Below are 26,101 nucleotides of genomic sequence, written 5' to 3'. Positions count from 1 at the left end.
TGAATAAAAAATAAGGACAATGACACTTTGCCAACTCTCTTGTCATTGTCCTTATTTTATTTATACGGTGTGGAAACCACGTCCGATGATCTCGCTTGTGTTGGAAATCAGAATGAAGGCATCCGGTTCTGTCTCTTTGATAAAATTTCGGAGACGTACGGCCTGCGGACGGTTTAAAGCTGTCAGGACAATATATTTTTTCCTTCCGGAAAAAACGCCCTGGGCAGAGTATACGGTAACTCCTCTGTGCAGTTCGTGGATAATGAAGTTACAGATAAGCTCAGGATTGCTGCACACGACATTGAAACATTTGGAAAGGTTGAAACTTTCGATAAAGTTGTCTGTCATGAAAGAGCGGAGAACGAGCCCAAGCAAAGAGAAAAGTCCTGTCTGCATTCCAAAAATAAAGCATCCTCCCACTGCGATGGCGATGTCGGACAAAAGGAGCGCCCTCCCGATATCAAATCCAGTGTATTTTTTCATGATCATGGCAATGACATCTGTACCGCCGCTGGAAGCGCCCATGTTAAACAGAATAGCTGATCCGAAAGCAGGGACTGCTACTGCAAACATGAGCTCCAGGACTGGTTGATCCGTAAGAGGATGTGTCATAGGATAAATCCGTTCCAATGCGGAAAGGGAGACGGAAAGCAGAACGCTGCAGTAGCAGGTCTTGGCGCCGAACCCTTTTCCGAGGACGATAAATCCAAGTACCAGAAGGACGATATTGCATACAAAGTTGAAATCACTGGCTGTCATGATTCCTGTTTTTGCAACGAGCACTGCAAGACCAGTCAGTCCTCCGAAAGCGAAGTTATTTGCAAATTTAAAAAAATAGATTCCCACGGCCATGACGATGGTTGCAGCAGTCATCATCAAAAATTCTTTTACCCGTGATTTCGGCTTCAGCTGAGAAGTAGGCTTGGGAATCGAATGTTTCATATGTGTCTTTTCGTACGTGTTCATTTTTCTTCCTCATCTCTTTTATTTTTCAATGACATTTTTTACCCTCAAAATTGTAACGCCGACAGGTAAAAAAGTCAACGGATGTGGAAATACTATGTGAAAAAAGGAGGAAAAAAATGATGTATCGATATTTACCGATCAAAGATATATATGCAAGAGAAATTTTGGATTCCAGAGGAAATCCGACCATTGAAACGGAGGTACTCACGGAGGATGGAACAGTAGGATGCGCTTCTGTTCCGTCGGGCGCCTCCACCGGGAGGTATGAAGCAAAGGAACTGAGAGATAAAGAAAAACAGGACCGTTACTGCGGACGTGGTGTGGAGCTGGCAGTCAATCACGTCAACGATCAGATAGCACGAGAAGTGATCGGGATGAATGTGTATGATCAGCTTGAGATCGACCGTCTGTTAGTCCGAATTGACGGGACGGAAGACAAGAGCAATCTCGGTGCAAATGCCATCCTGGGAGTATCCATGGCGGCGGCAAAGGCGGCAGCTAAAAGTCTGGATATCCCACTTTACCGGTACCTGGGAGGAGTCCACACAAAAAGAATGCCGGTACCGATGATGAACGTCTTAAATGGAGGGCGCCATGCAGACAATATCATCGATTTTCAGGAGTTTATGCTTATGCCGGTAGGGGCGTGCTGCTTTAAGGAAGGACTCCGGATGTGTACGGAAGTGTACCACATGCTCAAAGCACTTTTAAAAGGGAGAGGATACCACACCGGGGTAGGAGATGAAGGCGGGTTTGCGCCGGATCTCCCGGATACGGACAGCGTATGCAAGATCCTTCTGGAAGCCATTGAGACGGCAGGGTATATCCCAGGGAAGGAGATAGCGCTTGCATTAGATGCAGCTGCTTCTGAAATTTATGACCGGGATTACGGGAAATATGTCTTTGTAGGAGAGAGCAGGGGACGTGAAAAGAAAGTGACACGGTCCACGGAAGAACTCATCGACTATTACGCAGAACTCATAGAGAAATATCCGATCGTTTCCATCGAAGATGGACTGGAAGAGTCGGATTTTTCCGGATGGGAATTGATGACAGCCAGACTCGGCCTTCAGACACAGCTTGTAGGGGATGACCTGTTTGTGACAAATTCCAAAAGACTTGCGAAAGGAATCGACTGCAATGCAGCCAACGCGGTCCTTGTAAAGGTTAACCAGATAGGGACGCTGAGCGAGGCGTTTGATACAATCTGTCTTGCAGAAGAAAACGGATATCGTTCCATCATATCCCACCGTTCTGGAGAAACAGCTGACACGACGATTGCGGATATAGCGGTGGCATTTGGGACAGGACAGATCAAGACCGGTGCTCCGTGCCGTTCAGAACGGGTGGAGAAGTACAACCGGCTTATGAAGATCGAAGAAGAGATCGGGATGGAGGCCGAATACAAAAATCCGTTTATGGATGGGAAATAAGCGGCAGAAATATGAAAACATGGAAGAAACTGCTTGCGGAACTACTGGCTTTGTGATAGACTATATATGGTTTATCCGCAGGAGGTGTGAAAGAGTGGAAATTTTAAAAATTGTGATCACAATCTTATTTGTAATAGACTGTATTGCGTTGTCAGCAATTGTTCTGATGCAGGAAGGAAAATCTGCCGGACTTGGATCCATCGCAGGTATGGCAGATACGTACTGGGGACAGAATAAAGGACGTTCCATGGAAGGGACGCTTGTAAAAGTGACAAAGGTACTTGCTGCATTGTTTATTATTTTTGCTGCAGTATTAAACTTAAAAGTATTTGCTTAGGAACTGGATGCAGAACACTCTATTTCGGAAACAAGATAGAGTGTTCTTTTTTATTTTCGTTGTGAAAGGAAAATAGATAGAATGTATGAGAAAAGAAAAAAACTGATCTATCAGTTTATCTGTGATGATTTCTACGTTCCCATGAAACTGAAAGAACTGGCAGTGATGTTCCAGGTGCAAAAGGAAGAGCGCCAGATACTCAAAGAGATTCTGGATGAATTGGAATCCGAAGGGAAGATCCACAGAACACAGACAGGGAAATATGTAAAGGGACAGGCTGGAAAGCTTGTCGGCATCTATCAGGCCCACGCGAGAGGGTTCGGGTTTGTGACGGTAGAAGGATTTGACGAGGATATTTTCATTTCCGAGGAAGATGCGGGGCAGGCGCTCCAGGGCGACGAAGTAGAGATCATCCTTACAAAAAGCGGGAAAAACCGGCAGGAAGGGAAGCGCCAGGAAGGGAAAGTGGTAAAGATCATAAACCGCGGGACATCCCAGCTTGTAGGATATTTTCAGAAAAATAAAAATTTTGGGTTCGTAGTGCCGGATAACCAGAAATTTTTGCAGGATATTTTTGTTCCGGAAGAGAGATCGAAGGGAGCGGTTACAGGGCATAAAGTAGTCGTAAAGATTACTTCCTATGGCGGGGAAGGCAAGAATCCGGAAGGGGAAGTTGTTCAGATCCTAGGACACGTCAATGACCCGGGGACAGATATTCTGAGTATCGCCATGTCTTATGAGCTCCCGATGGAGTTTCCTGAAAAGCTTTTGAATCAGGCGGAGCGGGTGGCAAAGCCGGTAAGCGGTGCGGATTGTGCCGGCAGAAAAGACCTGAGGCATGTAAAGATGGTTACTATCGACGGGGAGGATGCGAAAGATCTGGATGATGCCGTCTCCCTGGAGAAAAAGGAAGGATTTTATTTCCTTGGCGTACACATTGCAGATGTGACCAACTACGTGCAGGAAAACAGCGCTCTTGACCGGGAAGCAAAGAAACGGGGGACAAGTGTGTATCTGGCGGATCGTGTGATTCCGATGCTTCCGCATATTTTGTCAAACGGCATCTGCTCCTTGAATGCAGGAGAAGACAGGCTGGCATTGAGCTGTCTGATGAAGATTGACGACAAAGGTGTGATCGTGGATCATGAGATTGCGGAGACGGTTATTCATGTAGATCGGAGGATGACATACACGGCGGTAAAAAAGATTCTGGAAGACGAAGACGAGGAGACATGCCGTGAGTATGAGGAGTTCGTCCCGATGTTTCAGGAAATGGAAAAACTTTCCCGGATTTTGAGGAATAGAAGGCACAAAAGAGGTGCGGTGGATTTTGATTTTCCGGAGACGAAAGTTATCCTTGACGATGAAGGACGGCCGGTGGAACTGAAAGCCTACGAGAGAAATACTGCTACGAAGCTTATAGAAGATTTTATGTTGGCTGCAAACGAGACGGTGGCGGAGGATTTCTTCTGGAGGGAAATTCCGTTTGTGTACCGTACGCACGACACACCGGATGAGGAAAAGATACGAAAGCTCTCTGTCTTTATCAATAATTTTGGCTACACCATGCACATTGGAACCAAAGAAGTACACCCAAAAGAGATTCAGAAATTGCTGGAAAAGGCAGAGGGAACGCCCGAAGAGCCGATGATCGCAAGACTTGCGCTCCGCTCTATGAAACAGGCAAAGTATACACCGGAAAATACGGGACATTTTGGACTTGCAACATCATACTATACGCACTTTACATCCCCGATCCGCCGCTATCCGGATCTTCAGATCCACAGGATCATCAAGGATACACTCCGCGGCAGGATGAATGAGAAGAAGATTGAACACTACGATGCGATCCTGCCTGAAGTAACAAAACATTCCAGCGAGATGGAGCGAAGGGCGGATGAGGCTGAACGGGAGACGGTAAAACTGAAAAAAGTGCAGTTTATGAAAAACCATATCGGAGAGGTGTACGAAGGAACCATTTCCGGGATCACAAAATGGGGCATGTATGTGGAGCTTCCTAATACGATCGAAGGACTCGTTCATGTGGCCAATATGACGGATGATCATTATGAATATGTGGAAGAACAGTACGAGATGAGAGGAGACCATACCGGAAGGACATACCGCCTTGGAGATAAAATTTTTATCCGCGTCATTGCGACAGATGAACTGCAGCGAACGATTGATTTTGAGATAGCGAAGGAGTGGGAGACGGATTATGACAAAGACGAATGTGAAGCTTATTGCGAACAATAAGAAAGCGTATCACGACTATTTTATATTGGAGACATACGAAGCGGGAATTTCGCTTGCCGGCACGGAAGTAAAATCCATGCGGATGGGAAAATGCAGCATCAAAGAATCCTTCATCCGCATTGAGAACGGCGAGGTATTTGTCTATGGAATGCATATCAGTCCGTACGAAAAAGGAAATATTTTCAACAAAGACCCGCTTCGGGTCAGAAAACTTCTTCTGCACAAGCAGGAGATCCACAAACTTCTCGGAAAGATGAAGGAGAAAGGCATGACTCTTGTGCCCCTTCGGGTGTATCTGAAAGGAAGTCTTGTCAAAGTGGAGATCGGGCTTGCCAAAGGAAAGAAACTTTATGACAAGAGGGCAGATATCGCAAAGAAAGATCAGACACGTGAAGCGCAAAGAGATTTCAAAATCAGAAATTTTGGCTAGAATCATTTTGGAAAGGAAGGTATAATAATGGTACCGGTTACAAAAAAAGATCTGAGGACATTGGTTTCTCAGACCACGATCGAGACATACGAGGAAATGACGCCGCAGCTTGTGCAGCTCATTGATATGACAAGAAAAGATGAGCGTTTAAGCGATGCGCAAAAATGGGATGAAATCTCTCTCCATATGCTGGGTTATGTAAAATCCTGCACAAATGAGATCATCATCGAAGTTCTGGCGGAAATCCTCGGGTTGGACGACGAAGAATAATATACAGACAGTAGGAGGCCATGTAAATGATACACAAAGAGATTCCCGTTACAATAAATGGAAAAGAGACAGATGCCAGATTATATACGTATTTCTGGAGTAATTCAGAAGAATTGTATGACGGGAGGAAGAGGCCTTGCGTATTGATCTGCCCAGGTGGAGCGTATCGGATGACGTCGGACCGGGAGGCAGAAGGAGTAGCGGTCAAATTCATGGATATGGGGTGCCATGCGGCAGTCCTCCGCTACACGACCGCTCCTTCGGAAGTATTCCCAGACGCATTTCTGGAAGTGGCTGCCTGCGTGAAAATGCTGAGAGAAAATGCAGAAAAATGGTATATTGACACGGAGAAGATACTTATTCAGGGATCTTCGGCCGGAGGACATCTGGCAGCTATGTACGGTACATACTGGAACAATGAAAAATTGGCGGAGATTCTTGATACTACAGTGGAAGAACTTCGTCCAAACGGACAAATCCTGAGTTATCCGGTCATCACGACAGGAAAGTTCCGGCACAAAGATACATTTCGGAATCTCCTGGGAGATCTGTGGGATGAATTCAAGGGAACCTGCTCCCTTGAATGGAATGTCTCAGAGAATACACCGAATACGTTTATATGGCATACTTTTACTGACGCCACTGTGCCGGTAGAAAATTCACTCATGTATGTCCAGGCGCTGGTAAAGGCGGATATACCGGTGGAATTCCATCTTTTCCCAGAAGGAGAACATGGTCTTGGGACGGCTACACAGCTTAGTCTTGGAGCGGACGGAAGAGGCGTGCAGAGACAGTGTGCAAGGTGGATGCCGCTCGTAAAAGCCTGGATTGATACCTTGTGATATGTGGAAAAGATTCCTCTTGACAGAAAAACTTTTCTGCGCATATAATATAATGTGTCTGTAGAACCAGGGCTTGTACTGGTTTCGACGGGGGTTTTGAAGTTGGAGAAGCCATCCGCGGGACGGGACCGCGCAGTAAACCGTAATCTAAAAATAAACGCAGACAATAATAAATTAGCGTACGCTGCCTAATTTCGGCAGCAGTCGGCCTTAGGCTTCCCGCAGCTTAAGCAACCGGCTTCGACTTTTGCGGGGCACTTCACTCCCAAAGCTTTGAGGGTATGGAAGATTTTATGAAGCTACCAAAGAAATCAGCCTGTCATTAGGCGGGTTTTCGAGGGAAACTTAAAATAATGACTGTGATGGGAGATGCTTCGATGGAGAGGCTTTCGGACGCGGGTTCGATTCCCGCCAGGTCCATCTGAAAAGCGCCGTGTTTACGGCGCTTTTTCTATTTTTTGTTGTATATCTTCATCTAGAACTGCAGGGAAGGACCGTAACAGGTCCTTTTTTTTTGCATAAAATGAAGAGAAAGGGCAGATCCGAAAGAATACTCTTTTCGGAAACCGAAAAAAGAAAGGACAGATATTATGGAACAGATTACAAATTATATCAAGCCGGAATTGATCGTGGTGGCTGTCGTGCTGTATATGATCGGGGCAGCGATCAAACGGACAAAGGCTGTAAAAGACAAATACATTCCACTGATCCTCGGGGCGGCTGGGATCGCATTTTGCGCAGTCTGGGTACTGGCAAACTGTCCGCTTGGATCAGGAAGAGAAATTGCGATGGCGGTATTTACAGCGGTCGTTCAGGGAATCCTTGTGGCAGGAGCAAGCACCTATGTGAATCAGGTCGTCAAACAGCTTCACAAGGAGGAATAAGCTATGGCAGTCTACAACGTACATGCAGGACATTGCCCTCAGGGGAAAGGGGCTTATGGTGCCGTAGGGATTCTGAAAGAATCGGTGGAAAATCGTCTTGTCAAAGATGAAGTCATCCGTCTTCTCCGCGTGGAAGGGCACACGGTTTATGATTGTACCTGTGAGGAGAATACAACACAGGATGGATGTCTTCGGAAAATTGTCACAAAATGTAATCAGCACAATGTGGCGCTTGATGTATCGATCCACCTAAACAGCGGCCGAAACGACTACAAAGGAGATAACAGCACCGGCGGAACAGAAGTCTGGAATTATGATACGAGGACGAAGGCAATTTCCGACCGTATCTGTTCAAACATTGCAAAAGAGCTTGGTATCCGGAACAGGGGAACGAAGTACAACAAAAATCTGTATGTGCTGAACAATACAAGTTCTCAGGCACTTCTTGTAGAGTGCTGCTTTGTGGATGATAAAGATGATGCTGATCATTGGAATGCGAAGAAATGTGCCAAGGCGATCGTAGAAGGGATCCTGAATAAAACCATATCTTCCGGTTTTTCGAAGCCGGAAAACCCTCCAAAACCAGTCAATCCGGATGGCGAAGTAAAAGACAATGCCGGAATGTTTCAAGAGAAAGAGGACCGTACAGGAGAAGTGTCTTACCAGGGGCATCTACGGCAGATCGGATGGGCAAACTGGCAGTGCGACGGAAGGATGATCGGAAGCATAGGCCAGAACAGAAGGATCGAAGCCCTTCGGATCAAGCCGGTAAATCATATGGATGTCACAGTTCATATCCGGAACATTGGAGATAAAGTGTATAAGAATATCACAAAAGATACAGTCATAGGTACAACAAAACAGAGCCTCCGTCTCGAAGCGATGAAGATCGAATCGGGCGATACTGTGTATCTCTACCGTGTACATCAGAAAGATATTGGATGGTCCAGGTGGTGCGTAAATGGACAGTGGGCAGGCATTAAAGGAAAGAGTAAACAGATCGAGGCCGTCGAGATCAAAGTGGCTGATATCGCTTATGTTGCACATGTGCAGGGATACGGAGACACAGACTGGATGGCAGACGGCATGACAGCCGGTACCATCGGGCAGCAGAAACGAATGGAAGCGATCCGGATCAAATCCCAACATTGCGGCAAAGTATATGCGCAGGCTCACATCCAAGGGAGCGGATGGAAAGATTTTGGGGTAATAAATCAGAATACGGTCATCGGAACTGTTGGGGAAGACAAACGACTGGAATGTCTGAGATTAAAAGGCGATTTCGAGTGGAGGGCGCATATTCAGGGAACCGGGTGGACGGCATGGACAAAAGCGGACGGAGTGGTCACACTCGGTACGGTTGGGCAGAGTCTTCGTCTTGAAGCAATCGAAATGAGAAAAGGATAAGAAATACTATCAAGGGCAAGATCCGGAGAATATCACTATATCTTCATATTGTGTTTCGTGTGGTATAGTGTTATCTTTAGAACGGAAGATGAAAGAATATATATAGAAAGATATGGAAAAGTACAAATGAAAAAGACAAGAAGAACAAAAGGTGCCAGGGCATTGGCTTGTGTCCTCATCCTGTCACTTGCAGTATCTGTTCTTTCTGGATGCGGAGGAAGCAATGTATATGCAAAGGAGACAAAAATTATCGATCTGCGTACAGACGGTGTGGAAAATCCTGTGGGGATCGACAATGCTGCACCGAGATTTAGCTGGAAAATGAAGTCTGGAAAAATCGGAATCCGCCAGATAGCCTACCAGATTGTTGTGAAAGAGGAAGATGGAAATACGGTATGGGATTCCGGGAGAGTAAAAAATGCGGAATCTGTAGATATCCGCTATGGCGGCGAAAAGTTAGAACCGAAAACACGATATAAATGGACTGTAAAGGTAGAAGATGAAGAAGAAAATATCTATACATCAAAACCTGCGTATTTTGAGACCGCGTTGATGGATGAGACACTTGCTTCATGGGATAATGCCAATTGGATCGGGCCAGATGAAACTGCATTTGATGCGGCTTCTTCTGTATATTTCCATATCCGGACAGAAGTGCAGATGGATAAAAATTCTGGAAAAGCATCGCTGATCTTCGGGGCAAATGATGAACGGCTGAAGGATCCATACAGGAATGCAGAGCATATGGCAGGAGAACACTATTTTCGGGTCGAGCTGGACGTGTCTCAAATGAAGAATGGGAAAGGCGCTGCCCTTCGTATCTATCGTGTTGGGTACCAGAAAACAGACAGTAAAGACACACCGCTTTTTTCGGTCTTAGCAGCGTCTGTGAAAGCTGCAAATCTGGATCGGATTTTTACTCAGAAAAACAGATTTTCTGTCCATCAGCTGGATCTGCAGGTAAGTCAGGGGAAGATGCAGATCTGGATTGACGGACAGGCAGTCATACTCAGTGATCAGGGTAATAAAATGATCCTGGATCTGACAAGCTCTTATGGCATTTACCCGTATCTGAACTCGGTTGGTTTTTACGCTGATCCCGGGGAGAAGGTTGTTTACAAGAATTATCAGATCTGTAATACGGGGTATGGAACGGGCGTCCTTTTTGACGAAAATACGGGTGCCGGGATACGCATATTCGACGGTAATGAAGGAGTGTCAGTAGAAGGGAACGTGATTACGGTAGATGGAGGAAAAAATGGAATCCTCTGTTGTGCGGATCCAAGCTTTGGTGCGTCTCCGATGCTGCGAAAAGAGTTCCATGTCAAGGAAAATATAGAGAAAGCAAGACTGTACATCAGCGCCCGCGGCATCTATGAGGCAAAGATCAATGGAAAGCGGACGGACGACTCCTGGTATCAGCCAGGAAATGCGGAATATCGCGAAGAGATGCCATATCAGACATATGATATCACAGAGCTCGTGAAAGAAGGAGACAATGCAATTGGAGTCTGCCTTGGAAGAGGATGGTGGAGCGGATATCTTTCTCCGAAAGAAGAAAATCATGACTACTACGGAGAGGTCAACGCGCTGCTTGCAAAGATCGAGATTCAATACGCTGATGGGACAAAAGATACGATCGTGAGCGATCCGTCCTGGCAGTATTACGGAGACGGGCCTCTCAGATCAGATTCCTTTTACCATGGTGTCCGGTACGATGCAGGAAAAGAGAAGCAGGTTCTGGGATTTTCGAAAGCAGAGTACGAAAACGCCGAACTCAGATCCGCCAAAGTGATCGATGTGAGAAAAGAATTTTCAGATTACAAGATGAAGGCAAGATGTGCAGGTGCTGTACATAAAGTCGGGCAGAAAAAGGTAAAGAAAGCGCTTGGCGAATCACGGGAAGGTTCCAGATCTTATATATACGATATGGGAGAAAATATAGCCGGTGTGCCGAGCATAACGATCCCAAAAGAATATGCCGATGAGGGAAGCGTGATCACGGTCAGATATGCGGAGATGCTCTATCCGGACACGGAAGAATACAAAGAGAGAGATTTGGATGGACTTTTGATGACGGAAAATTACCGTACGGCGCTCTCGACTGATATTTACACTATGTCTGATGAAGAACTTGTCATCGAGCCGCATTTTACTTTGCACGGCGGTAGATATATTGAGATTACCGGACTGAAAAAAGAACTTCCAAAGGATTATATCCGGATGCTCGTCCTGTCGTCAGGGGAACTGACGGCTCGATATGAAAGTTCAGATCAGCTTGTAAACCTCCTGTTTCAGAATATACAGAATTCCCAGACAAGCAATTTCATCTCTTACCCGACAGACTGTCCCCAGAGGGATGAACGGCTTGGATGGCTTGGGGATGCACAGATTTATGCAAAAGCGGCATCCTATCAGGAGGATGTGTATGAATTTTACAGGCGCTGGCTTGACACTGTCCGTGCAGAACAGGCTGAGAACGGAGAACTTCCAGCTTATGCGCCTTCCTATGACAAGATAGAAGACGGAACGGTACGGCTGGGAAGTGATGCAGAATGGGATGGTATCGTCTGGAAAAGCGCCATCGCAGTGATCCCATATACTTTATATCTGCAAACCGGGAGAAAGGAGATTGTGGAGGAAAATATCGAGGCGATGTACAGGTATATCAAGTACCTGGACAGTGTTGATTTCCGGTATGCGAATGCTAATAAAGTGATCCAGACGGAGAAAGCACTTCCAGGGAAAACAGGGTTTCTTGCAGACTGGCTTGGCAGAGTGGAGACAGACGAGACACAGATCAATCATGCATACTATGTGTACATGCTGAAGATCGCATCGGAAATGGCTGGAATTGCAGGTCAAAAGGAGATGGAATCAGAGCTTTGCTCCATGCATGAGCTGGCAAAGAACGCATGGAATACAATTTATATCGATGAAAAAAATGGAATGACGAGAGGAGCAGATGGCAAAATCCAGAATACCCAGGCGTCTTATGCAGTTCCGCTGAGTCTGAATGTCATCTCTGAAAAGACCGCGCAAAAAGCAGCGGAAAATCTGGATAGACTCATCAAAGAACCGCAGCCGGGGAAGGATGGGGAAGGCAGAGAAATTCTTCCGTATACATTGACGACCGGATTTGCAGGGACATCGAATCTTGTGAAAGCACTGAGCAAATATGGATATGCAGATACGGCAAACAGGCTTCTGCAGTCAAAAGACTATGCATCGTGGCTGTATCCTGTTGTTCTTGGAGCAACAAGTATCTGGGAGCGTTTTGATTCTTATACGGAAGAAACCGGGTTCGGGAACAATCACATGAATTCTTTTAACCATTATGCTTTGGGGGCGGTTTTTGAATGGATGATGGAATACCAACTTGGAATATGCGCGGATAAGAAAAATCCGGGTTATAAAAAATTTATCCTGCAGCCGTCTGCCGGAGGAACGTTTACATCCGCAAAGGGAAGCTTCCAGTCGCCATACGGAGAGATTGTGAGCGGCTGGACGGCGGAAGATGGAAAAATTCATACATATGAGGCGGTCATTCCGCCAAATACAAGTGCAGTGTTATATCTGCCTGTCGAAAAAGCAGTGGATGCAGACTCGATCAAGGGAGCTATTTTTCAGGAAATGGCAGAATGGAATGGACAGAAATGTGCAAAAATCTTTCTTGAAGCAGGATCCTATCAATTTAAGATCAATGGGAACCGGATAAAAACAGAATATTTGAAAACATCTTAGAGGAAAAGGAGAGGTAAGGAAGCCTCTCTTTCTTTTTTGCCTGCTGCGTATGAGAGAGAAGAAAATATTTCGGCAAGATGGTTTTAAGGATGAGACGTGACGGAATATGACTGATTGTGAATATATAACAAAAAATAATATGATATTTTGTGAATGTATATGATTGAATATGAACGAAAATGATTGTATAATAGATTCAGAAAGTGAGGAAGAGAACATGATCTATACTGTTACTTTTAACCCATCGCTGGATTATATCATAACTGTGGATGATTTCCGCATGGGAAAGACGAATCGGACGACAACTGAACAGATGCTGCCGGGAGGTAAGGGAATCAATGTATCCACAGTACTGCAAAATCTGGGAGTGGAAAATACAGCGCTTGGATTTCTGGCCGGTTTTGTAGGTGAAGAGATTGGAAGACAGGCAGAAAAACTTGGCATCCGTCATGACTTTATCCGAATTTCGGGAGGCTGTTCCCGGATCAATATAAAAATGAAGGATTTTGACGGAACTGAGATAAACGGACAAGGTCCGGTTATTTCGAGGAAAGATGTGGGTCAGCTTATGGAAAAGCTGGATCAGCTAAAAGACGGAGATATACTTGTTCTTGCGGGAAGCATCCCAGGAAGCATGCCGCCTTCCATCTACCGGGATATTCTCCGGAGACTGTCCGGGAAGGGGATACGGTTTGTTGTGGATGCGACAAAGGAACTTCTGATGAATGTGCTGGAATACGCTCCGTTTCTGATCAAGCCGAACAATCATGAGTTGGGAGAAATTTTCGGCGTGGAACTTTCCACACGGGAATCTGTTGTCCCATATGCAGAAAAAATGAAAGAAAAAGGTGCACAGAACGTGCTCGTGTCCATGGCAGGGGAAGGCGCGGTGCTCCTGGATGAAAACGGGACAGTCCATATGCTGCCGGCTCCACAAGGGACGCTTGTCAATGCAGTGGGAGCGGGGGACTCTATGGTTGCAGGATTTCTTGCAGGATGGGACAGAAAGCACGACTACGATTACGCATTCAAAATGGGGATTTCGGCAGGCAGCGCCAGTGCATTTTCAGAGTTTCTGGCGACAGAAGAAGAAATCCAAAAAGTTTATGAGATGTTATAAAATCATTTTTGAAAAGGGAGGAGAAATTAAGATGAGAATCACAGAATTGCTGGACAGACGCAGTATCTGCCTTGACGGCGCGCCGACGTCCAAGGGGGAAGCCCTTGATCAGGTAGTGGATCTTATGGCAAAAAGCGGTAAGATAAGAGATGTGGAAGTATACAGAAAAGAAGTGTATCACAGGGAAGAAGAAAGCACCACCGGAATCGGAGCCGGGATTGCTATTCCACATGGGAAATGCGATGCGGTAGAAAAACCGGGGCTTGCAGCCATGGTAGTAAAAAAGGGAGTGGAATTTGACTCCCTGGATGGACAGCCGGTTCATCTGATTTTTCTGATCGCAGCGCCTAACACGGAAGATAACATCCATCTGGATGTATTAAGTAAACTTTCCATGCTCCTGATGGATGAAACGTTTATCGAAAAGCTGAAAGGGGCATCCACACCGGATGAATTTCTGGAGATTATCGATGCGGCCGACGATGAGAAGCCAGATCTGGATGATCAGCTTGCGGCTCAGTCGAGCCAGACACTTACGGACGCTGCATGCCGCATTCTTGCTGTCACATCCTGCCCGACTGGGATCGCCCATACATATATGGCGGCAGAAGGGCTGGAAAAAGCGGCAAAAGCGAAAAACTGTTTTATCAAAGTAGAGACAAGAGGTTCCGGCGGGGCGAAAAATGTTTTGACAGAGCAAGAGATACAGGAGGCAGACTGCATCATCATTGCCGCAGACGCCCAGGTGCCGATGGAGCGCTTCCACGGGAAAAAACTCATTGAATGTCAGGTGTCAGACGGAATCAGCAAGGCAGATCAGCTCATTGAAAGAGCGATAAAAGGAGATGCCCCGGTTTACCAGGATGGAAATCCGACGGCGGTATCCCGGAAGAATGCTTCCTCAGGTGGAGCGCACAAAATCTATACACAGCTTATGAATGGAGTGTCACACATGCTTCCGTTTGTCGTAGGAGGCGGTATTCTGATCGCCCTTGCCTTTCTTATTGACGGGCTGAGTGTAGATGTCAACACTCTTTCCGACGAGGCGCGTTCTGCTTTCGGGACAATTACCCCGGCGGCAGCGACACTCAAAGGGATCGGAGACCTGGCATTTAGTTTCATGCTCCCGATTTTGGCTGGGTTTATCGCTATGAGCATTGGAGACAGACCGGCGCTTGCGGTCGGATTTGTGGGTGGTGTGATTGCTTCCCAAGGCAAATCCGGTTTCCTTGGGGCACTTCTGGCCGGATTTATCGCAGGCTACCTGATTCTTTTGCTCAGAAAGATATTTGAAAAGCTTCCGCAGGCGATAGAAAAGATCGCTCCGGTACTTCTGTACCCGTTGTTTGGTATTCTGCTGATGGGCCTGATCATGAACTTTATTGTGGAACCTCCGATCGGAGCATTGAATACAGGGTTGAATACGGCGCTGACGAATATGAGCGGCAGCAGCAAAATCCTGCTTGGTCTTCTCGTAGCAGGTATGATGTCTGTTGATATGGGAGGTCCGTTCAATAAAGCGGCATATGTATTCGGGACGGCATCGATCGCCGCCGGAAACTATGATATCATGGCTGCTGTCATGATCGGGGGAATGGTACCGCCATGTGCCATCGCGCTTGCAACTCTGCTCTTCAAAAACAAATTTACGAAAGAAGAAAGAGAGTCCGGCCCGGTCAATTTTATTATGGGTCTTGCATTTATCACGGAAGGAGCTATCCCGTTTGCGGCATCCGACCCGCTGCATGTTCTTCCGTCCTGTGTGATCGGAGCGGCGGTATCGGGAGCTTTGTCCATGGCATTTGGCTGTACATTGATGGCTCCGCACGGCGGTATCTTTGTGTTCCCGGTTGTGGGAAATGCGCTGATGTATTTGATCTCACTTGTGATCGGAACCATAGTCGGAGCAGTACTCCTTGGAATTCTGAAGAAGAGAGTGACGGAATAGACGGTTGCCGGAACGCGCTTTTGGATGTAGAATAGTGTCAGATCATTATGAAAGGAAGGAATCCGTATTCCGAAGGATAAAAAAGATGCTGACAGAAAAAAGACAAGAAGAAATCATGCGGATGCTGAAAGAAAAGGGAAGCGTGACAGTGCAGGAACTCAAAGAACGATTCGGGGCATCTGAGTCTACGATACGCAGAGATCTGAATGCTCTGCACAAAGCTGGTAAACTGGTCAAAGTCTTCGGTGGGGCAGTGCAGTCTGAGGAGAAGATGAATGTGAAAGAAGAGCAGGTTTCCCTAAGGGAAGAGCTAAACCGGGACGAAAAGATACGAATCGCTAAAATGGCGGCAAAGCTCATCGAGCCGGATGATTTTGTCTACCTGGATGCGGGGACGACGACCGGATATATGATCCCGTTTCTTTCAGTACAGTCGGCCGAATTTGTGACTAATGCGGTATCCCATGCGCTGAAACTTGCCGAAAAAGGGTTCCGTGTGACGCTGATCGGAGGAGAGCTGAAAGCGGCCACGGAGGCTATAGTTGGAAATGAGGCGTATGTAAATCTGCAGAAATACAATTTCACAAAAGGATTCTGGGGGACAAACGGAGTGAGTCTCCATTCCGGTTTTACAACCCCGGATATCAATGAAGCAATGATCAAAAAATGTGCTATGACACACACCCAGACCCGGTATATTCTTTGTGACAGCTCTAAGTTTCACAAAGTATCTCCGGTAAGCTTTGGGGAGTTTGGTTCCGCTCAGATCATCACAGACAAACTGCCGGACGAATCCTACCGGCAATATGAAAATATAAGGATAGCCTCGGAAGAGGAGTAAAAGAAGCATACAAAAACAGACAGTCGATCAGAGAAAGATCGACTGTTTTTTTCTGCCTGCTCTTGACAAATAACTGCCTTGTATTATAATGTAGTTAAAGGAACCTTACATTACAAGGTAGATGAAGGGAGAAGAAAATGAGTATGATTTTGGAAGCTAAAGAGATTATCAGAAATTACTCTAAGAATGGGGAAGGAGCCTATCTGGATGACGGGGATATAAAGGTATTAAAAGGGATTGATCTTTCTGTGGAGGAGGGAGAGTTTCTTGGAATCATGGGGAAGTCCGGAGGCGGGAAGACGACGCTTCTGAGAGTGTTGGGGCTTTTGGACCGCCCGACGTCGGGGCAGATCTTATTTGAAGATTTTGATACGAAGGAACTGTGGAAAGACGAGCTTTCTGATATACGCAGAAGGGATATCGGATTTGTGTTTCAGGATTTCTTTTTGATGGAGAGCATGACAGTAAGGGAAAATATTATCCTTCCAATGATACTGGATAAGGCAAAATCAGAAGATATGCATCGGAAAGCAGAGAAGCTGGCAGAGCAGTTTCAGATCACGCATCTTTTAGAGAAGAAGCCGACAGAACTTTCCGGAGGAGAGAAACAGAGAACTGCTATCTGCCGGGCACTTATCAACGATCCGAAGTTGATCCTTGCGGATGAGCCTACCGGAAATCTGGATTCTCAGTCTGGAAAAATTGTTCTGGAAGCGCTGAAAGAGATCCATTCATGGGGAAAGACGATCATCATGGTTACCCATGATCCTCAGCTTGCCAGCAACTGCGAGAAAGTGCTCCTTCTGAAAGATGGTGTGATCCTGAAAACGTTGAAAAGAAAAGACGACAGCAAAGAAGAAGGAGATCGATTTTACAGGACAATCTTAGGAGAGATGGAGCAGCTTTAAAAATAGGAAAAGGAGAGAGGCAGGTAGAAAAAGTTGGATAAGGCACAGCTCATGAAAGGGATTCTGGAAGGATGCATTCTGAAGATCATCGATCAGACAGAGACATATGGGTATGAGATTGTGACACGCCTCTGGGATTACGGTTTTACAGATGCGAAGGAAGGGACTCTTTATCCGCTTTTGCTGCGGTTGGAAAAAAAGGGTCTTATAAAGGGAACATTTAAAGAAAGTCCACTGGGGCCTAAGAGAAAATATTATTCTTTGACAAAAGAAGGAAAAGATTACGTGAAGTATTTCTATGCGGCCTGGAAAGAAGTGGAACAGTCGGTAAAAAAAATTTTTGGGGAGGAGGGTAAATGATGAGTTTTTTTTCAAATGACTATACAAGAATCCGAAAAAAAGAGCTGATCGGAATTGCAAAGGAAGCGGAGCTGAAAGGAATATCGCTGGAGGAACAGATTGGCATGCAGGGGAAAGACTTCTGTGACAACTTGCTGCAAGAAGGGGAAGTAAAAAGAAGCTGGACAAGGGAATTGCGATGGTCGTCTGCGCAGTGTCGGCAACTGTGATGGAATACAGAACGGTTGCAGAGTACAGAGGAAGACAGGCATTTGACAACAAACAGAAAGAGCGTAGACTATGGAAATATGCGGCTTGTTTTTTGGGCTGCTTCTATTGTTTGCTCTCCTGGGCCTAGACATGGATATGACATTGGGAATCAGTAATCTGGCTGTCGCAAGTATCCTTGTGATCCTGGTCTTCTTTTGGGGATTCTTGCGAAAGAAATACTGGAATATACAGTCGGAAAAGTACAGCTGGAAATAAATGTTTTGGCCTGCAAAAAAAGAGGAGCCGTGAAAACGGCTCCAAAGGAAGAGAGAAAAATCTATATCGAATGCAGCGTCTTGTATATCGACGCTAAACTTATTGTTGGTCGAAGGACAATAACCATAAAGAATTAGGAACTCGATACAATCATTGTCTCCTTCTTTAGAAGTTACTTATACTATAAAACAGAAATGTGAGTATTTTGTGACATTGCCGTGAAGCTTTTATAAAAGAACTTAAGAAAATCTAAAGTGTAGCTGAATGATTCGGAAACTGTTGAGATACAATAAGAATAAACAGGATTTCCGGAGGAGTTACGTGTGAGGGACAAAAGCAAAAAGCGGCGTATTCATCTTTTTTTTCTATTGGTATTTCTGTCCGTGGCAGGGCTTATTTCCTTTTTCAGGCAAGGGCAGACAGAGACAGACACAGGAACAGATATTGCACAGTATGCATCCGGCAACATGCGGGTGCATTTTATCGATGTAGGGCAGGCAGACTGCATCCTCGTACAGGCAGACGGCAGGAATCTGCTGATCGATGCGGGGGGAAACGAGAGCGAACAGCTTGTAGTTGAGTATCTGCGGGATCAGGGAGTCATCTATCTGGATTATGTGATAGCCTCCCATGCGCATGTCGACCATATCGGAGGGATGGATGCGGTTATACGCAATTTCCCTATCGGCATGTTCTTTCTCCCAAAAGAAAAATATGACACGGAAAGTTTTCAGGATGTTTTGACAGCTGTACGGGAAAAAGAGATCACGATACACAGACCGGAATTCAAAGAAGCATATCGGCTGGGAGAAGCAAGATTCCTGTTTGTCACACCGGATTCAGAGAAGCAGTACGAGGATGTCAACGATTCGTCTCTGGGAATCCGGATCAGCAATGGAGCACACAGCTTTTTGATCTGCGGCGATATCAGTAAGAAAATGGAAAAGCAGATACTGAAGTCCAGGGTTTACATCCGGTCGGACGTCATGAAACTTAATCATCACGGAAGCAGCGATGCCAACTCGTGGAAGTTTTTAAAGCAGGTAGACCCATCCTTTGTTGTCCTCACATGTGGAAAAAGCAATGATTATGGCCATCCTCACAAGAGTGTCATGAAGCGGATCAAAAAATTGGATGCAGGAGTTTTCAGAACAGATCGACAAGGGACGATCGTCTTTGAAAGCGACGGCGAACATCTGACGAGCAGCAAAAGCCCGGATGAAGAACGTTAGAAAAGCGGGCATGTACACAAAAAGGACATATTTATCTGCTAAAATATTGGAAAACGTGTAGAAGGGATGACTGTTATGGAACAGATAAAGATATTGGTAGTGGATGATGAGAGCAGGATGCGCAAACTGGTCCGGGATTTCCTGGATAGGGAAGGCTATGAAGTGCTGGAGGCCGGGAACGGTATGGAAGCAATGGATATCTTTTATGAAAACAAAGATTTAAGCCTTCTGATCCTGGATGTCATGATGCCAAAGATGGATGGATGGGAAGTGTGCCGCGAGATCAGAAAAGAATCCAAAGTCCCGATCATCATGCTGACGGCAAGAGGAGAAGAAAGAGATGAATTAAATGGATTCGAACTCGGGGTAGACGAGTATATCTCAAAACCATTCAGCCCTAAGATTCTCGTTGCGAGAGTCAATGCACTTCTCAGACGGACCAGCGGTCTTTCCATGGATGAAATTTTACGTGCCGGCGGTATTGAGATTGACAAAGCCGCTCATATTGTCAAAATAGATGATCAGGTTATCGATTTAAGCTTCAAGGAATTTGAACTCCTTACATACTTTGTGGAAAATCAGGGAATCGCTCTTTCCAGAGAAAAAATTCTCAACAATGTATGGAACTATGACTATTTCGGGGATGCCAGAACAATCGATACTCACGTTAAGAAACTGAGGAGCAAACTTGGAGACAAAGGAGAATATATCCGGACCATATGGGGTATGGGATATAAATTTGAGGTGTCAAAATAATGGGAAAATTCGGGGCAAAATATTCCATCAGAAAACAGATGATGGTTATTTTTGTCGGGCTGATCCTGTTTCTTCTGATTCTTCTCGTTTCTGTAAACGGGCTTTTTTCTGAGTGGTACTATATTCAGAATAAAAAGATGGATCTGATGAATGTATATCATGAGGTTTATACCGTTCAGAAGAAGGGAATGCTGAAGGACTCGGATGAAATCGAAAAGATAAACCGAATGGCGGAGAAGAACAACCTGTCTATCCTGGCGATCCAGGTAGTGAGCGGGGAGATTGCGGTCGAGTATACGAACGTGAACGATTCCCAGAAGCTCATGGATCAGATGTACAGCTATGTATTTAACCGTGTATCCGGGTACGCAAAAGTGATGAAACAGACAGACAAATATGTGATCAGCCGGACAAGGGACGTAAGAGAAGGTGGAGAATATCTGGAAATGTGGGGCGAGTTTGCAGATTCGGGCTACATGCTCATGAGGAGCCCGCTGGAAAGTATTCGGGCCAATGTAGGAATCTCCAATGAGTTCATTCTCTACACCGGGATTTTGATGGTCCTTGTGGGAACACTGCTCGTCTGGTTTTTCTCCAGGCGGATTTCAGAGCCGATTCTGGAGCTTGCCGAACTTTCAAAAAAGATGGCAAAACTCGACTTTAATGTAAAGTACACAAGAGGCGGGGATGATGAGATCGCGGTGCTTGGAGAAAGTTTCAATACAATGGCCGATGAGCTTGAAACGACCATCTCAGAACTCAAGACAGCAAACTATGAGCTTCAGAAAGATATACGGAAGAAAGAGCAGATCGAGACGATGCGTACAGAATTCATAGGAAATGTATCACACGAGCTGAAGACTCCTATAGCTCTCATTCAGGGATATGCGGAAGGACTCAAAGACGGTATCACGGACGATCCGGAGAGTATGGACTTTTACTGTGATGTCATCATTGATGAGGCCAATAAGATGAACCGCATGGTAAAAAATCTCCTGACACTCAATCAGCTGGAACTTGGAAAGGACGAGACTCAGTTTGAGCGAATCGACATTACGAGTCTGATTTCGGGCGTCGTACAAAGTGTGGAGATACTTGCAAAGCAAAAAGAAGTGCAGATCCAGATGAATACGTCCGAGCCAGTGTATGTGTGGGCTGATGAGTTTAAGATTGAGCAGGTAGTCCGCAATTATATCAGCAATGCACTCAATCATGTGGATGAAAACTGCATTGTGGAAATTCGGATTGAAGAGGTAGAAGAGAAAGTCAGAGTAAGTGTATTCAACAGCGGAAATCCGATCCCGGAAGAGGATATTGGTCATATCTGGGACAAATTTTACAAAGTGGACAAGGCACATACAAGGGAATATGGAGGAAATGGAATTGGCCTTTCCATCGTCAAGGCGATCATGGAATCCTTCCACCAGAAATACGGCGTGAAAAACTATGAAAACGGGGTAAAATTCTGGTTTGAGTTGGATCGAAAATAGAGTGACGGAAATAGAATGAACAGAAGATATACAGAGATGCGGAATTTTATCAGAAAAGCTTTCCGTATCTCTGTCTTTTATTTTCGGAAGGTGTGTGGTAAACTTAGAAAGATAAGGAGTGGATGCATATGATAGCGTTGATAGATTACGATGCCGGGAATATGAGAAGTGTGGAGAAAGCACTTATCCATCTCGGCGAAAAACCGATCGTCACAAGAGATCGTGAGAAAATTCTTTCTGCCGACAGAATTATTCTGCCGGGGGTAGGGTCCTTTGGGGATGCCATGGAGAATCTGGAGAAATTCGGACTCCCGGATATTTTAAAAGAAGCGGTAGACAGTGGAATCCCACTTCTTGGGATTTGCCTTGGAATGCAGGTTCTCTTTGAAGAGAGCGAGGAGAGCAAAGGGGTAAAAGGGCTTGGTTTTCTGAAAGGAAAAATTCTGCGGATTCCGGCAAAAGAAGGTCTTAAGATCCCGCATATGGGGTGGAATTCTCTGGAATATCCGAGAGAGGGAAGGTTGTTTCAGGATATTCTGGAACACTCTTATGTCTACTTTGTACATTCTTATTATTTGAAGGCTGAGGATGAGGATATTGTGACAGCAACGGCTGATTACGGTGTGAAGATCCATGCATCCGTCGAGAGAGGAAATGTGTTTGGCTGTCAGTTTCATCCGGAGAAAAGCGGAGAGATTGGCCTTCAGATATTGAAAAATTTTGTGGAAAGACAGGAGGGATTCTGATGTTTACAAAAAGGATCATCCCGTGCCTGGATGTCAATAACGGGCGTGTCGTAAAAGGAGTCAACTTCGTAGATCTGAAGGATGCCGGAGATCCGGTGGAGATCGCGAAGGTGTATGACAGGGAAGGGGCGGACGAGTTGGTGTTTCTTGATATCACAGCTTCATCGGACGCCAGGGCCACAGTCATCGATATGGTAGAGAAAGTGGCGGAGAACGTTTTCATTCCGTTCACAGTAGGAGGAGGGATCCGCACAGTAGAAGATTTCCGCACTATCCTGCGTGCCGGTGCGGATAAGATTTCCATTAATTCGTCTGCGATCAACACTCCTGATCTGATCTCGGATGCCGCATACAAATTCGGAAGTCAGTGCGTGGTGGTAGCCATTGATGCAAAAAGCCGGACGGACGGAAGCGGTTGGAACGTGTACAAAAACGGGGGACGGATCGATACCGGTCTGGATGCAGTAGAATGGGCCATGGAAGCGGAAAAGAGAGGCGCAGGAGAGATCCTCCTCACAAGTATGGATGGAGACGGGACAAAGGCAGGATATCAGCTTGACTTGACCCGTACGATCGCGGAACATGTGTCGATCCCGGTCATCGCATCCGGAGGAGCAGGACAGCTTTCACATTTTTACGATGCACTGAGTGACAAAGGGAAGGCAGATGCAGCGTTGGCCGCATCGCTGTTCCACTATAAGGAACTGAAGATCAGAGAAGTGAAGGAATACTTAAAAAGCAGGGGAATCCCTGTCAGATTGTAGAGATAAAGGAGCGGAATACATTATATGGGCGCAATTCAGAATGACTGGCTTTTGGCCTTGCAGGGGGAATTCAGACAGCCTTATTATAAGAAGCTGTTTCAGACAGTAAACGAGGAGTACCGGACAAGGAAAATTTTTCCTCCATCAGATGATATTTTTAATGCATTTCATCTTACCCCGCTGAAAGATGTAAAAGTGGTAATCTTAGGTCAGGATCCGTATCACGGAGACGGGCAGGCGCATGGACTTTGTTTTTCCGTAAGGCCAGGGGTAGATATCCCGCCGTCCCTTGTCAACATTTACAAGGAGCTTCACGATGATCTCGGATGTACGATACCGAATCACGGCTGTCTGACCAAATGGGCCAGACAGGGGGTGCTGCTTTTGAATACCGTGCTTACGGTTCGCGCTCATCAGGCAAATTCCCACAAGGGGATCGGATGGGAGGAGTTTACTGATGCGGCGATCCGCCAGGTAGACAAACAGGACCGGCCAGTTGTGTTTATCCTGTGGGGAAGACCGGCACAGATGAAGCGGGCGATGCTGCACAATCCAAAACATCTGATCCTGGAGGCGCCGCATCCAAGCCCGCTTTCCGCATACAGGGGATTTTTCGGAAGCAGACCGTTCAGTCAGGCAAATCGTTTTCTGGAGGCCCAGGGAGTAGCGCCGATCGACTGGCAGATCGATCCGATAGAATAGTGATAAAGGGAGTATGATAATGAGCAGAAGAACAGAATGTATGGAGACAGAATGTTGTGACTGTCTGGAGCTGCATGGAGACTGCATCAAAAAGGTAGAAGAAAATATGCCAAAGGAGGAAATCCTTAACGATCTTGCGGCGCTTTTCAAGGTATTTGGGGATCCGACGAGAGTGAAGATCCTGTATGTGCTGTTTCAGTCGGAACTTTGTGTATGCGATCTTGCAGAAGTGCTGAATATGTCTCAGTCAGCCATATCCCATCAGCTGCGTGTGCTGAAGCAGATGAAGCTCGTAAAGAACAGAAGAGATGGAAAGACAGTCTTCTACTCTCTGGCAGATGATCATATCCAGACGATCATGAATCAGGGAATGGAGCATGTACTGGAGTAGAAAGAATAATAAAGGTGGTAGAAAGAATGAAGAGAAAAGTATCTCTGGCAGCAGTGCTTTTGCTGTCCGGCGCCATCCTGACCGGATGTGCTACACAGATAGAGAAGGGGACGAGCCTTCTGGAAGAGAAAAAGTACGAGGAAGCGGCAGAAGCTTTTGAGAAGGCTTCAAAGAAGAGTTCCATGGAGAAGGAAGCCTATAGGGGACTTGGCATCAGCTACTACGAACTGAAACAATTTGACAGAGCCAAAGAAGCTTTTGAGACGGCTCTGGAAAAAGGAGCTGAGGAGACTCCTGAGCTTTACGCCATGCTGGGGGCTTCCTGTATGGAGGTCGGACAGTATGAAGAGGCGGCTTCCTATTTTGAGAAGGGAAGTCAAAGTGGCGAGATGGAAGATTCGCTGAAAAAGGAGATGCTCTTCAATGAGATTTCAGCTCTGGAGAAGGCCCAAAAGTATGCGGAGGCAAAAGAAAAAGCCGATGCGTACCTGAAGCTTTATCCGGATGACGAGACAGTGCAGAAAGAAGCAGAGTTTTTATCAACACAGGCGGGGAATGAATGATTGATTTAAGTAAGAAAAAAGAAAAAGTAGTTCTTGTGGCAGTGGCGCTTGAGGAGGAAGAGAAGGCAAAGAGTTCTCTCGAAGAGCTGGAAGAGCTGGTAAAGACTGCAGGCGCAGAGGTAGTAGGGACGGTTATTCAAAATCGCGATGCCATCCACCCGGGGACATATGTCGGAAGTGGAAAACTGGACGAGTTGAAATGGCTTGTGTGGGAAACGGAAGCTGACGGTATCGTCTGCGACGATGAGTTGAGCCCTGCCCAAATCGGAAATCTGAAAGATGTACTGGACTGTAAGATCATGGACCGGACACTTGTGATCCTGGATATTTTTGCAGGGAGGGCGTCCACGAAAGAAGGAAAGATCCAGGTTGAGCTGGCTCAGCTAAAGTACCGGCAGTCCAGACTTACAGGGCTTGGAACAAGTCTTTCCAGACTTGGAGGCGGCATCGGGACAAGGGGCCCTGGAGAGAAAAAGCTGGAGATGGACCGCAGGCTTATAAAAAGCCGGATCGCCCAGCTTAACAGGGAGCTTCAGGATGTCAGGCGGCACCGGGAAGTGACAAGGGAGCAGAGAAGCAGAAACCATGTGCCGGTGGCGGCTATTGTCGGATACACCAACGCAGGAAAATCCACGCTCCTGAACCAACTGACAGATTCGGATGTGCTGGAGGAAGATCAGCTTTTTGCAACATTGGATCCGACTACCCGGGCTCTGAAACTTCCGGGAGGGCAGAGGATTCTTTTGACCGATACGGTAGGATTTATCAACAAGCTTCCGCACAATCTCATCGAAGCTTTTAAAAGTACACTGGAGGAGGCAAAATATGCAGATCTGATCCTCCATGTTGTAGACATGTCAAATCCGCAGATGGACGAGCAGATGTATGTGACGTACGAGACGCTGGAAAATCTTGGTGTTTTGAATAAAACTGTCATCACGGTATTCAATAAATGCGACAAGGCGGAACCGGGGACGCTTATCCGGGATTTTAAGTCTGATGCAAGAGTCACGGTCTCTGCGCGCACGGGAGAAAATATTCCTAAACTTCTGGATATGCTGGAAGAATGGAGCCGCGGCAGGAACATGGAGATCAGAAGAGTATATCCGTACAGTGAGGCAGGAAAGATCCAGATTATCCGCGCATATGGGGAAGTGCTGAAAGAGGATTACCGGGAAGAAGGAATCTATGTGGAAGGCAGCATCCCGAAAGAGTTGTACGGGAAAGTCAATTAGGAGAACAGAAG

25 protein-coding genes and 1 other RNA gene are annotated in these 26,101 nt (G+C 46.1%); 25 read left to right on the top strand and 1 reads right to left on the bottom strand.

From position 1 onward, the window contains the following. Nucleotides 1-60: 60 nt before the first annotated feature. Nucleotides 61-876 carry a YitT family protein gene (locus tag ACLROL_RS05660; protein WP_405121562.1) on the bottom strand — a complete coding sequence of 272 codons (816 nt, stop codon included), beginning with the start codon at nt 874-876 and terminating at the stop codon, nt 61-63. 209 nt (nt 877-1,085) lie between these two features. On the opposite strand from ACLROL_RS05660, the gene eno reads away from it, so the two are divergent. The 25 genes from eno (at nt 1,086) to hflX (ending at nt 26,090) form a co-directional block, all read left to right on the top strand. Next, the gene (eno, locus tag ACLROL_RS05655; protein WP_087212863.1) at nt 1,086-2,399 is read left to right on the top strand and encodes a phosphopyruvate hydratase; all 1,314 of its coding nucleotides are present in this window, start codon (nt 1,086-1,088) and stop codon (nt 2,397-2,399) included. 94 nt (nt 2,400-2,493) lie between these two features. Continuing rightward, on the top strand, nt 2,494-2,736 hold the full coding sequence (gene secG / locus ACLROL_RS05650; RefSeq protein WP_087203096.1) for a preprotein translocase subunit SecG: 243 nt from the start codon (nt 2,494-2,496) through the stop codon (nt 2,734-2,736). A gap of 72 nt (nt 2,737-2,808) precedes the next feature. Then, nucleotides 2,809-4,992, top strand: coding sequence for a ribonuclease R (gene rnr / locus ACLROL_RS05645; RefSeq protein ID WP_087203087.1), 2,184 nt, complete (start codon nt 2,809-2,811; stop codon nt 4,990-4,992). Beyond that, entirely contained in the window at nt 4,955-5,422 is a 468-nt protein-coding gene (gene smpB, locus ACLROL_RS05640) for an SsrA-binding protein SmpB (protein WP_087203088.1), read from the top strand. Before rnr ends, smpB begins: the two co-directional genes overlap by 38 nt. Before the next feature lie 27 nt (nt 5,423-5,449). Beyond that, nucleotides 5,450-5,692 carry a hypothetical protein gene (locus tag ACLROL_RS05635; protein ID WP_087203089.1) on the top strand — a complete coding sequence of 81 codons (243 nt, stop codon included), beginning with the start codon at nt 5,450-5,452 and terminating at the stop codon, nt 5,690-5,692. A gap of 26 nt (nt 5,693-5,718) precedes the next feature. Next, the gene (locus ACLROL_RS05630) at nt 5,719-6,534 is read left to right on the top strand and encodes an alpha/beta hydrolase (protein ID WP_087211940.1); all 816 of its coding nucleotides are present in this window, start codon (nt 5,719-5,721) and stop codon (nt 6,532-6,534) included. A gap of 69 nt (nt 6,535-6,603) precedes the next feature. Beyond that, nucleotides 6,604-6,957, top strand: a transfer-messenger RNA (tmRNA) gene (gene ssrA / locus ACLROL_RS05625). Between the two features lie 167 nt (nt 6,958-7,124). Then, nucleotides 7,125-7,418 (top strand): phage holin family protein, encoded by a 294-nt coding sequence (locus ACLROL_RS05620; protein WP_413067457.1) that lies wholly within the window; start codon nt 7,125-7,127, stop codon nt 7,416-7,418. Between the two features lie 3 nt (nt 7,419-7,421). Next, nucleotides 7,422-8,825, top strand: coding sequence for an N-acetylmuramoyl-L-alanine amidase (locus tag ACLROL_RS05615; RefSeq protein WP_413067456.1), 1,404 nt, complete (start codon nt 7,422-7,424; stop codon nt 8,823-8,825). A 126-nt stretch (nt 8,826-8,951) separates the two neighbouring features. Then, nucleotides 8,952-12,569: a family 78 glycoside hydrolase catalytic domain gene (locus tag ACLROL_RS05610; RefSeq protein ID WP_413067455.1), complete on the top strand. Its 3,618-nt coding sequence runs from the start codon at nt 8,952-8,954 to the stop codon at nt 12,567-12,569. Nucleotides 12,570-12,786: 217 nt separating this feature from the next. Further along, a complete protein-coding gene (pfkB, locus tag ACLROL_RS05605) occupies nt 12,787-13,689 on the top strand; it encodes a 1-phosphofructokinase (protein ID WP_087202859.1) in 903 nt (300 codons plus the stop codon). 31 nt (nt 13,690-13,720) lie between these two features. After that, a complete protein-coding gene (locus ACLROL_RS05600; RefSeq protein WP_413067454.1) occupies nt 13,721-15,637 on the top strand; it encodes a fructose-specific PTS transporter subunit EIIC in 1,917 nt (638 codons plus the stop codon). A gap of 85 nt (nt 15,638-15,722) precedes the next feature. Continuing rightward, entirely contained in the window at nt 15,723-16,478 is a 756-nt protein-coding gene (locus ACLROL_RS05595; RefSeq protein ID WP_087202865.1) for a DeoR/GlpR family DNA-binding transcription regulator, read from the top strand. A gap of 137 nt (nt 16,479-16,615) precedes the next feature. Then, on the top strand, nt 16,616-17,386 hold the full coding sequence (locus ACLROL_RS05590) for an ABC transporter ATP-binding protein (RefSeq protein ID WP_413067453.1): 771 nt from the start codon (nt 16,616-16,618) through the stop codon (nt 17,384-17,386). A 51-nt stretch (nt 17,387-17,437) separates the two neighbouring features. Then, on the top strand, nt 17,438-17,746 hold the full coding sequence (locus ACLROL_RS05585; protein WP_087202864.1) for a PadR family transcriptional regulator: 309 nt from the start codon (nt 17,438-17,440) through the stop codon (nt 17,744-17,746). Further along, nucleotides 17,743-17,955, top strand: coding sequence for a hypothetical protein (locus ACLROL_RS05580; RefSeq protein ID WP_413067452.1), 213 nt, complete (start codon nt 17,743-17,745; stop codon nt 17,953-17,955). Before ACLROL_RS05585 ends, ACLROL_RS05580 begins: the two co-directional genes overlap by 4 nt. A gap of 579 nt (nt 17,956-18,534) precedes the next feature. Then, complete coding sequence (locus ACLROL_RS05575; RefSeq protein ID WP_087211962.1) at nt 18,535-19,443, top strand: ComEC/Rec2 family competence protein; 909 nt, start codon at nt 18,535-18,537, stop codon at nt 19,441-19,443. Between the two features lie 75 nt (nt 19,444-19,518). Further along, on the top strand, nt 19,519-20,199 hold the full coding sequence (locus tag ACLROL_RS05570; RefSeq protein ID WP_087211965.1) for a response regulator transcription factor: 681 nt from the start codon (nt 19,519-19,521) through the stop codon (nt 20,197-20,199). Further along, a complete protein-coding gene (locus ACLROL_RS05565) occupies nt 20,199-21,689 on the top strand; it encodes a sensor histidine kinase (protein WP_087202853.1) in 1,491 nt (496 codons plus the stop codon). Before ACLROL_RS05570 ends, ACLROL_RS05565 begins: the two co-directional genes overlap by 1 nt. Nucleotides 21,690-21,817: 128 nt before the next feature. Beyond that, on the top strand, nt 21,818-22,435 hold the full coding sequence (gene hisH, locus ACLROL_RS05560) for an imidazole glycerol phosphate synthase subunit HisH (protein ID WP_287449119.1): 618 nt from the start codon (nt 21,818-21,820) through the stop codon (nt 22,433-22,435). After that, on the top strand, nt 22,435-23,199 hold the full coding sequence (gene hisF / locus ACLROL_RS05555; protein WP_087202851.1) for an imidazole glycerol phosphate synthase subunit HisF: 765 nt from the start codon (nt 22,435-22,437) through the stop codon (nt 23,197-23,199). Before hisH ends, hisF begins: the two co-directional genes overlap by 1 nt. 24 nt (nt 23,200-23,223) lie before the next feature. Further along, nucleotides 23,224-23,901 (top strand): uracil-DNA glycosylase, encoded by a 678-nt coding sequence (gene ung / locus ACLROL_RS05550; protein WP_287449117.1) that lies wholly within the window; start codon nt 23,224-23,226, stop codon nt 23,899-23,901. Nucleotides 23,902-23,920: 19 nt separating this feature from the next. Beyond that, a complete protein-coding gene (locus ACLROL_RS05545) occupies nt 23,921-24,292 on the top strand; it encodes an ArsR/SmtB family transcription factor (protein ID WP_330620530.1) in 372 nt (123 codons plus the stop codon). 26 nt (nt 24,293-24,318) lie between these two features. Beyond that, nucleotides 24,319-24,855, top strand: a complete 537-nt coding sequence (locus tag ACLROL_RS05540) for a tetratricopeptide repeat protein (RefSeq protein WP_413067451.1) — start codon at nt 24,319-24,321, stop codon at nt 24,853-24,855. Then, entirely contained in the window at nt 24,852-26,090 is a 1,239-nt protein-coding gene (gene hflX / locus ACLROL_RS05535) for a GTPase HflX (protein ID WP_287449113.1), read from the top strand. The genes ACLROL_RS05540 and hflX overlap by 4 nt, the downstream gene beginning before the upstream one ends. The last annotated feature ends 11 nt before the right edge of the window (nt 26,091-26,101 follow it).

Origin of the sequence: Sellimonas sp., assembly GCF_047234585.1 — a bacterium.
Taxonomy (GTDB): domain Bacteria; phylum Bacillota; class Clostridia; order Lachnospirales; family Lachnospiraceae; genus Sellimonas; species Sellimonas caecigallum.
Note: the sequence above shows the minus strand (reverse complement) of the source record. Positions and strands in the feature narration are given on the sequence as shown.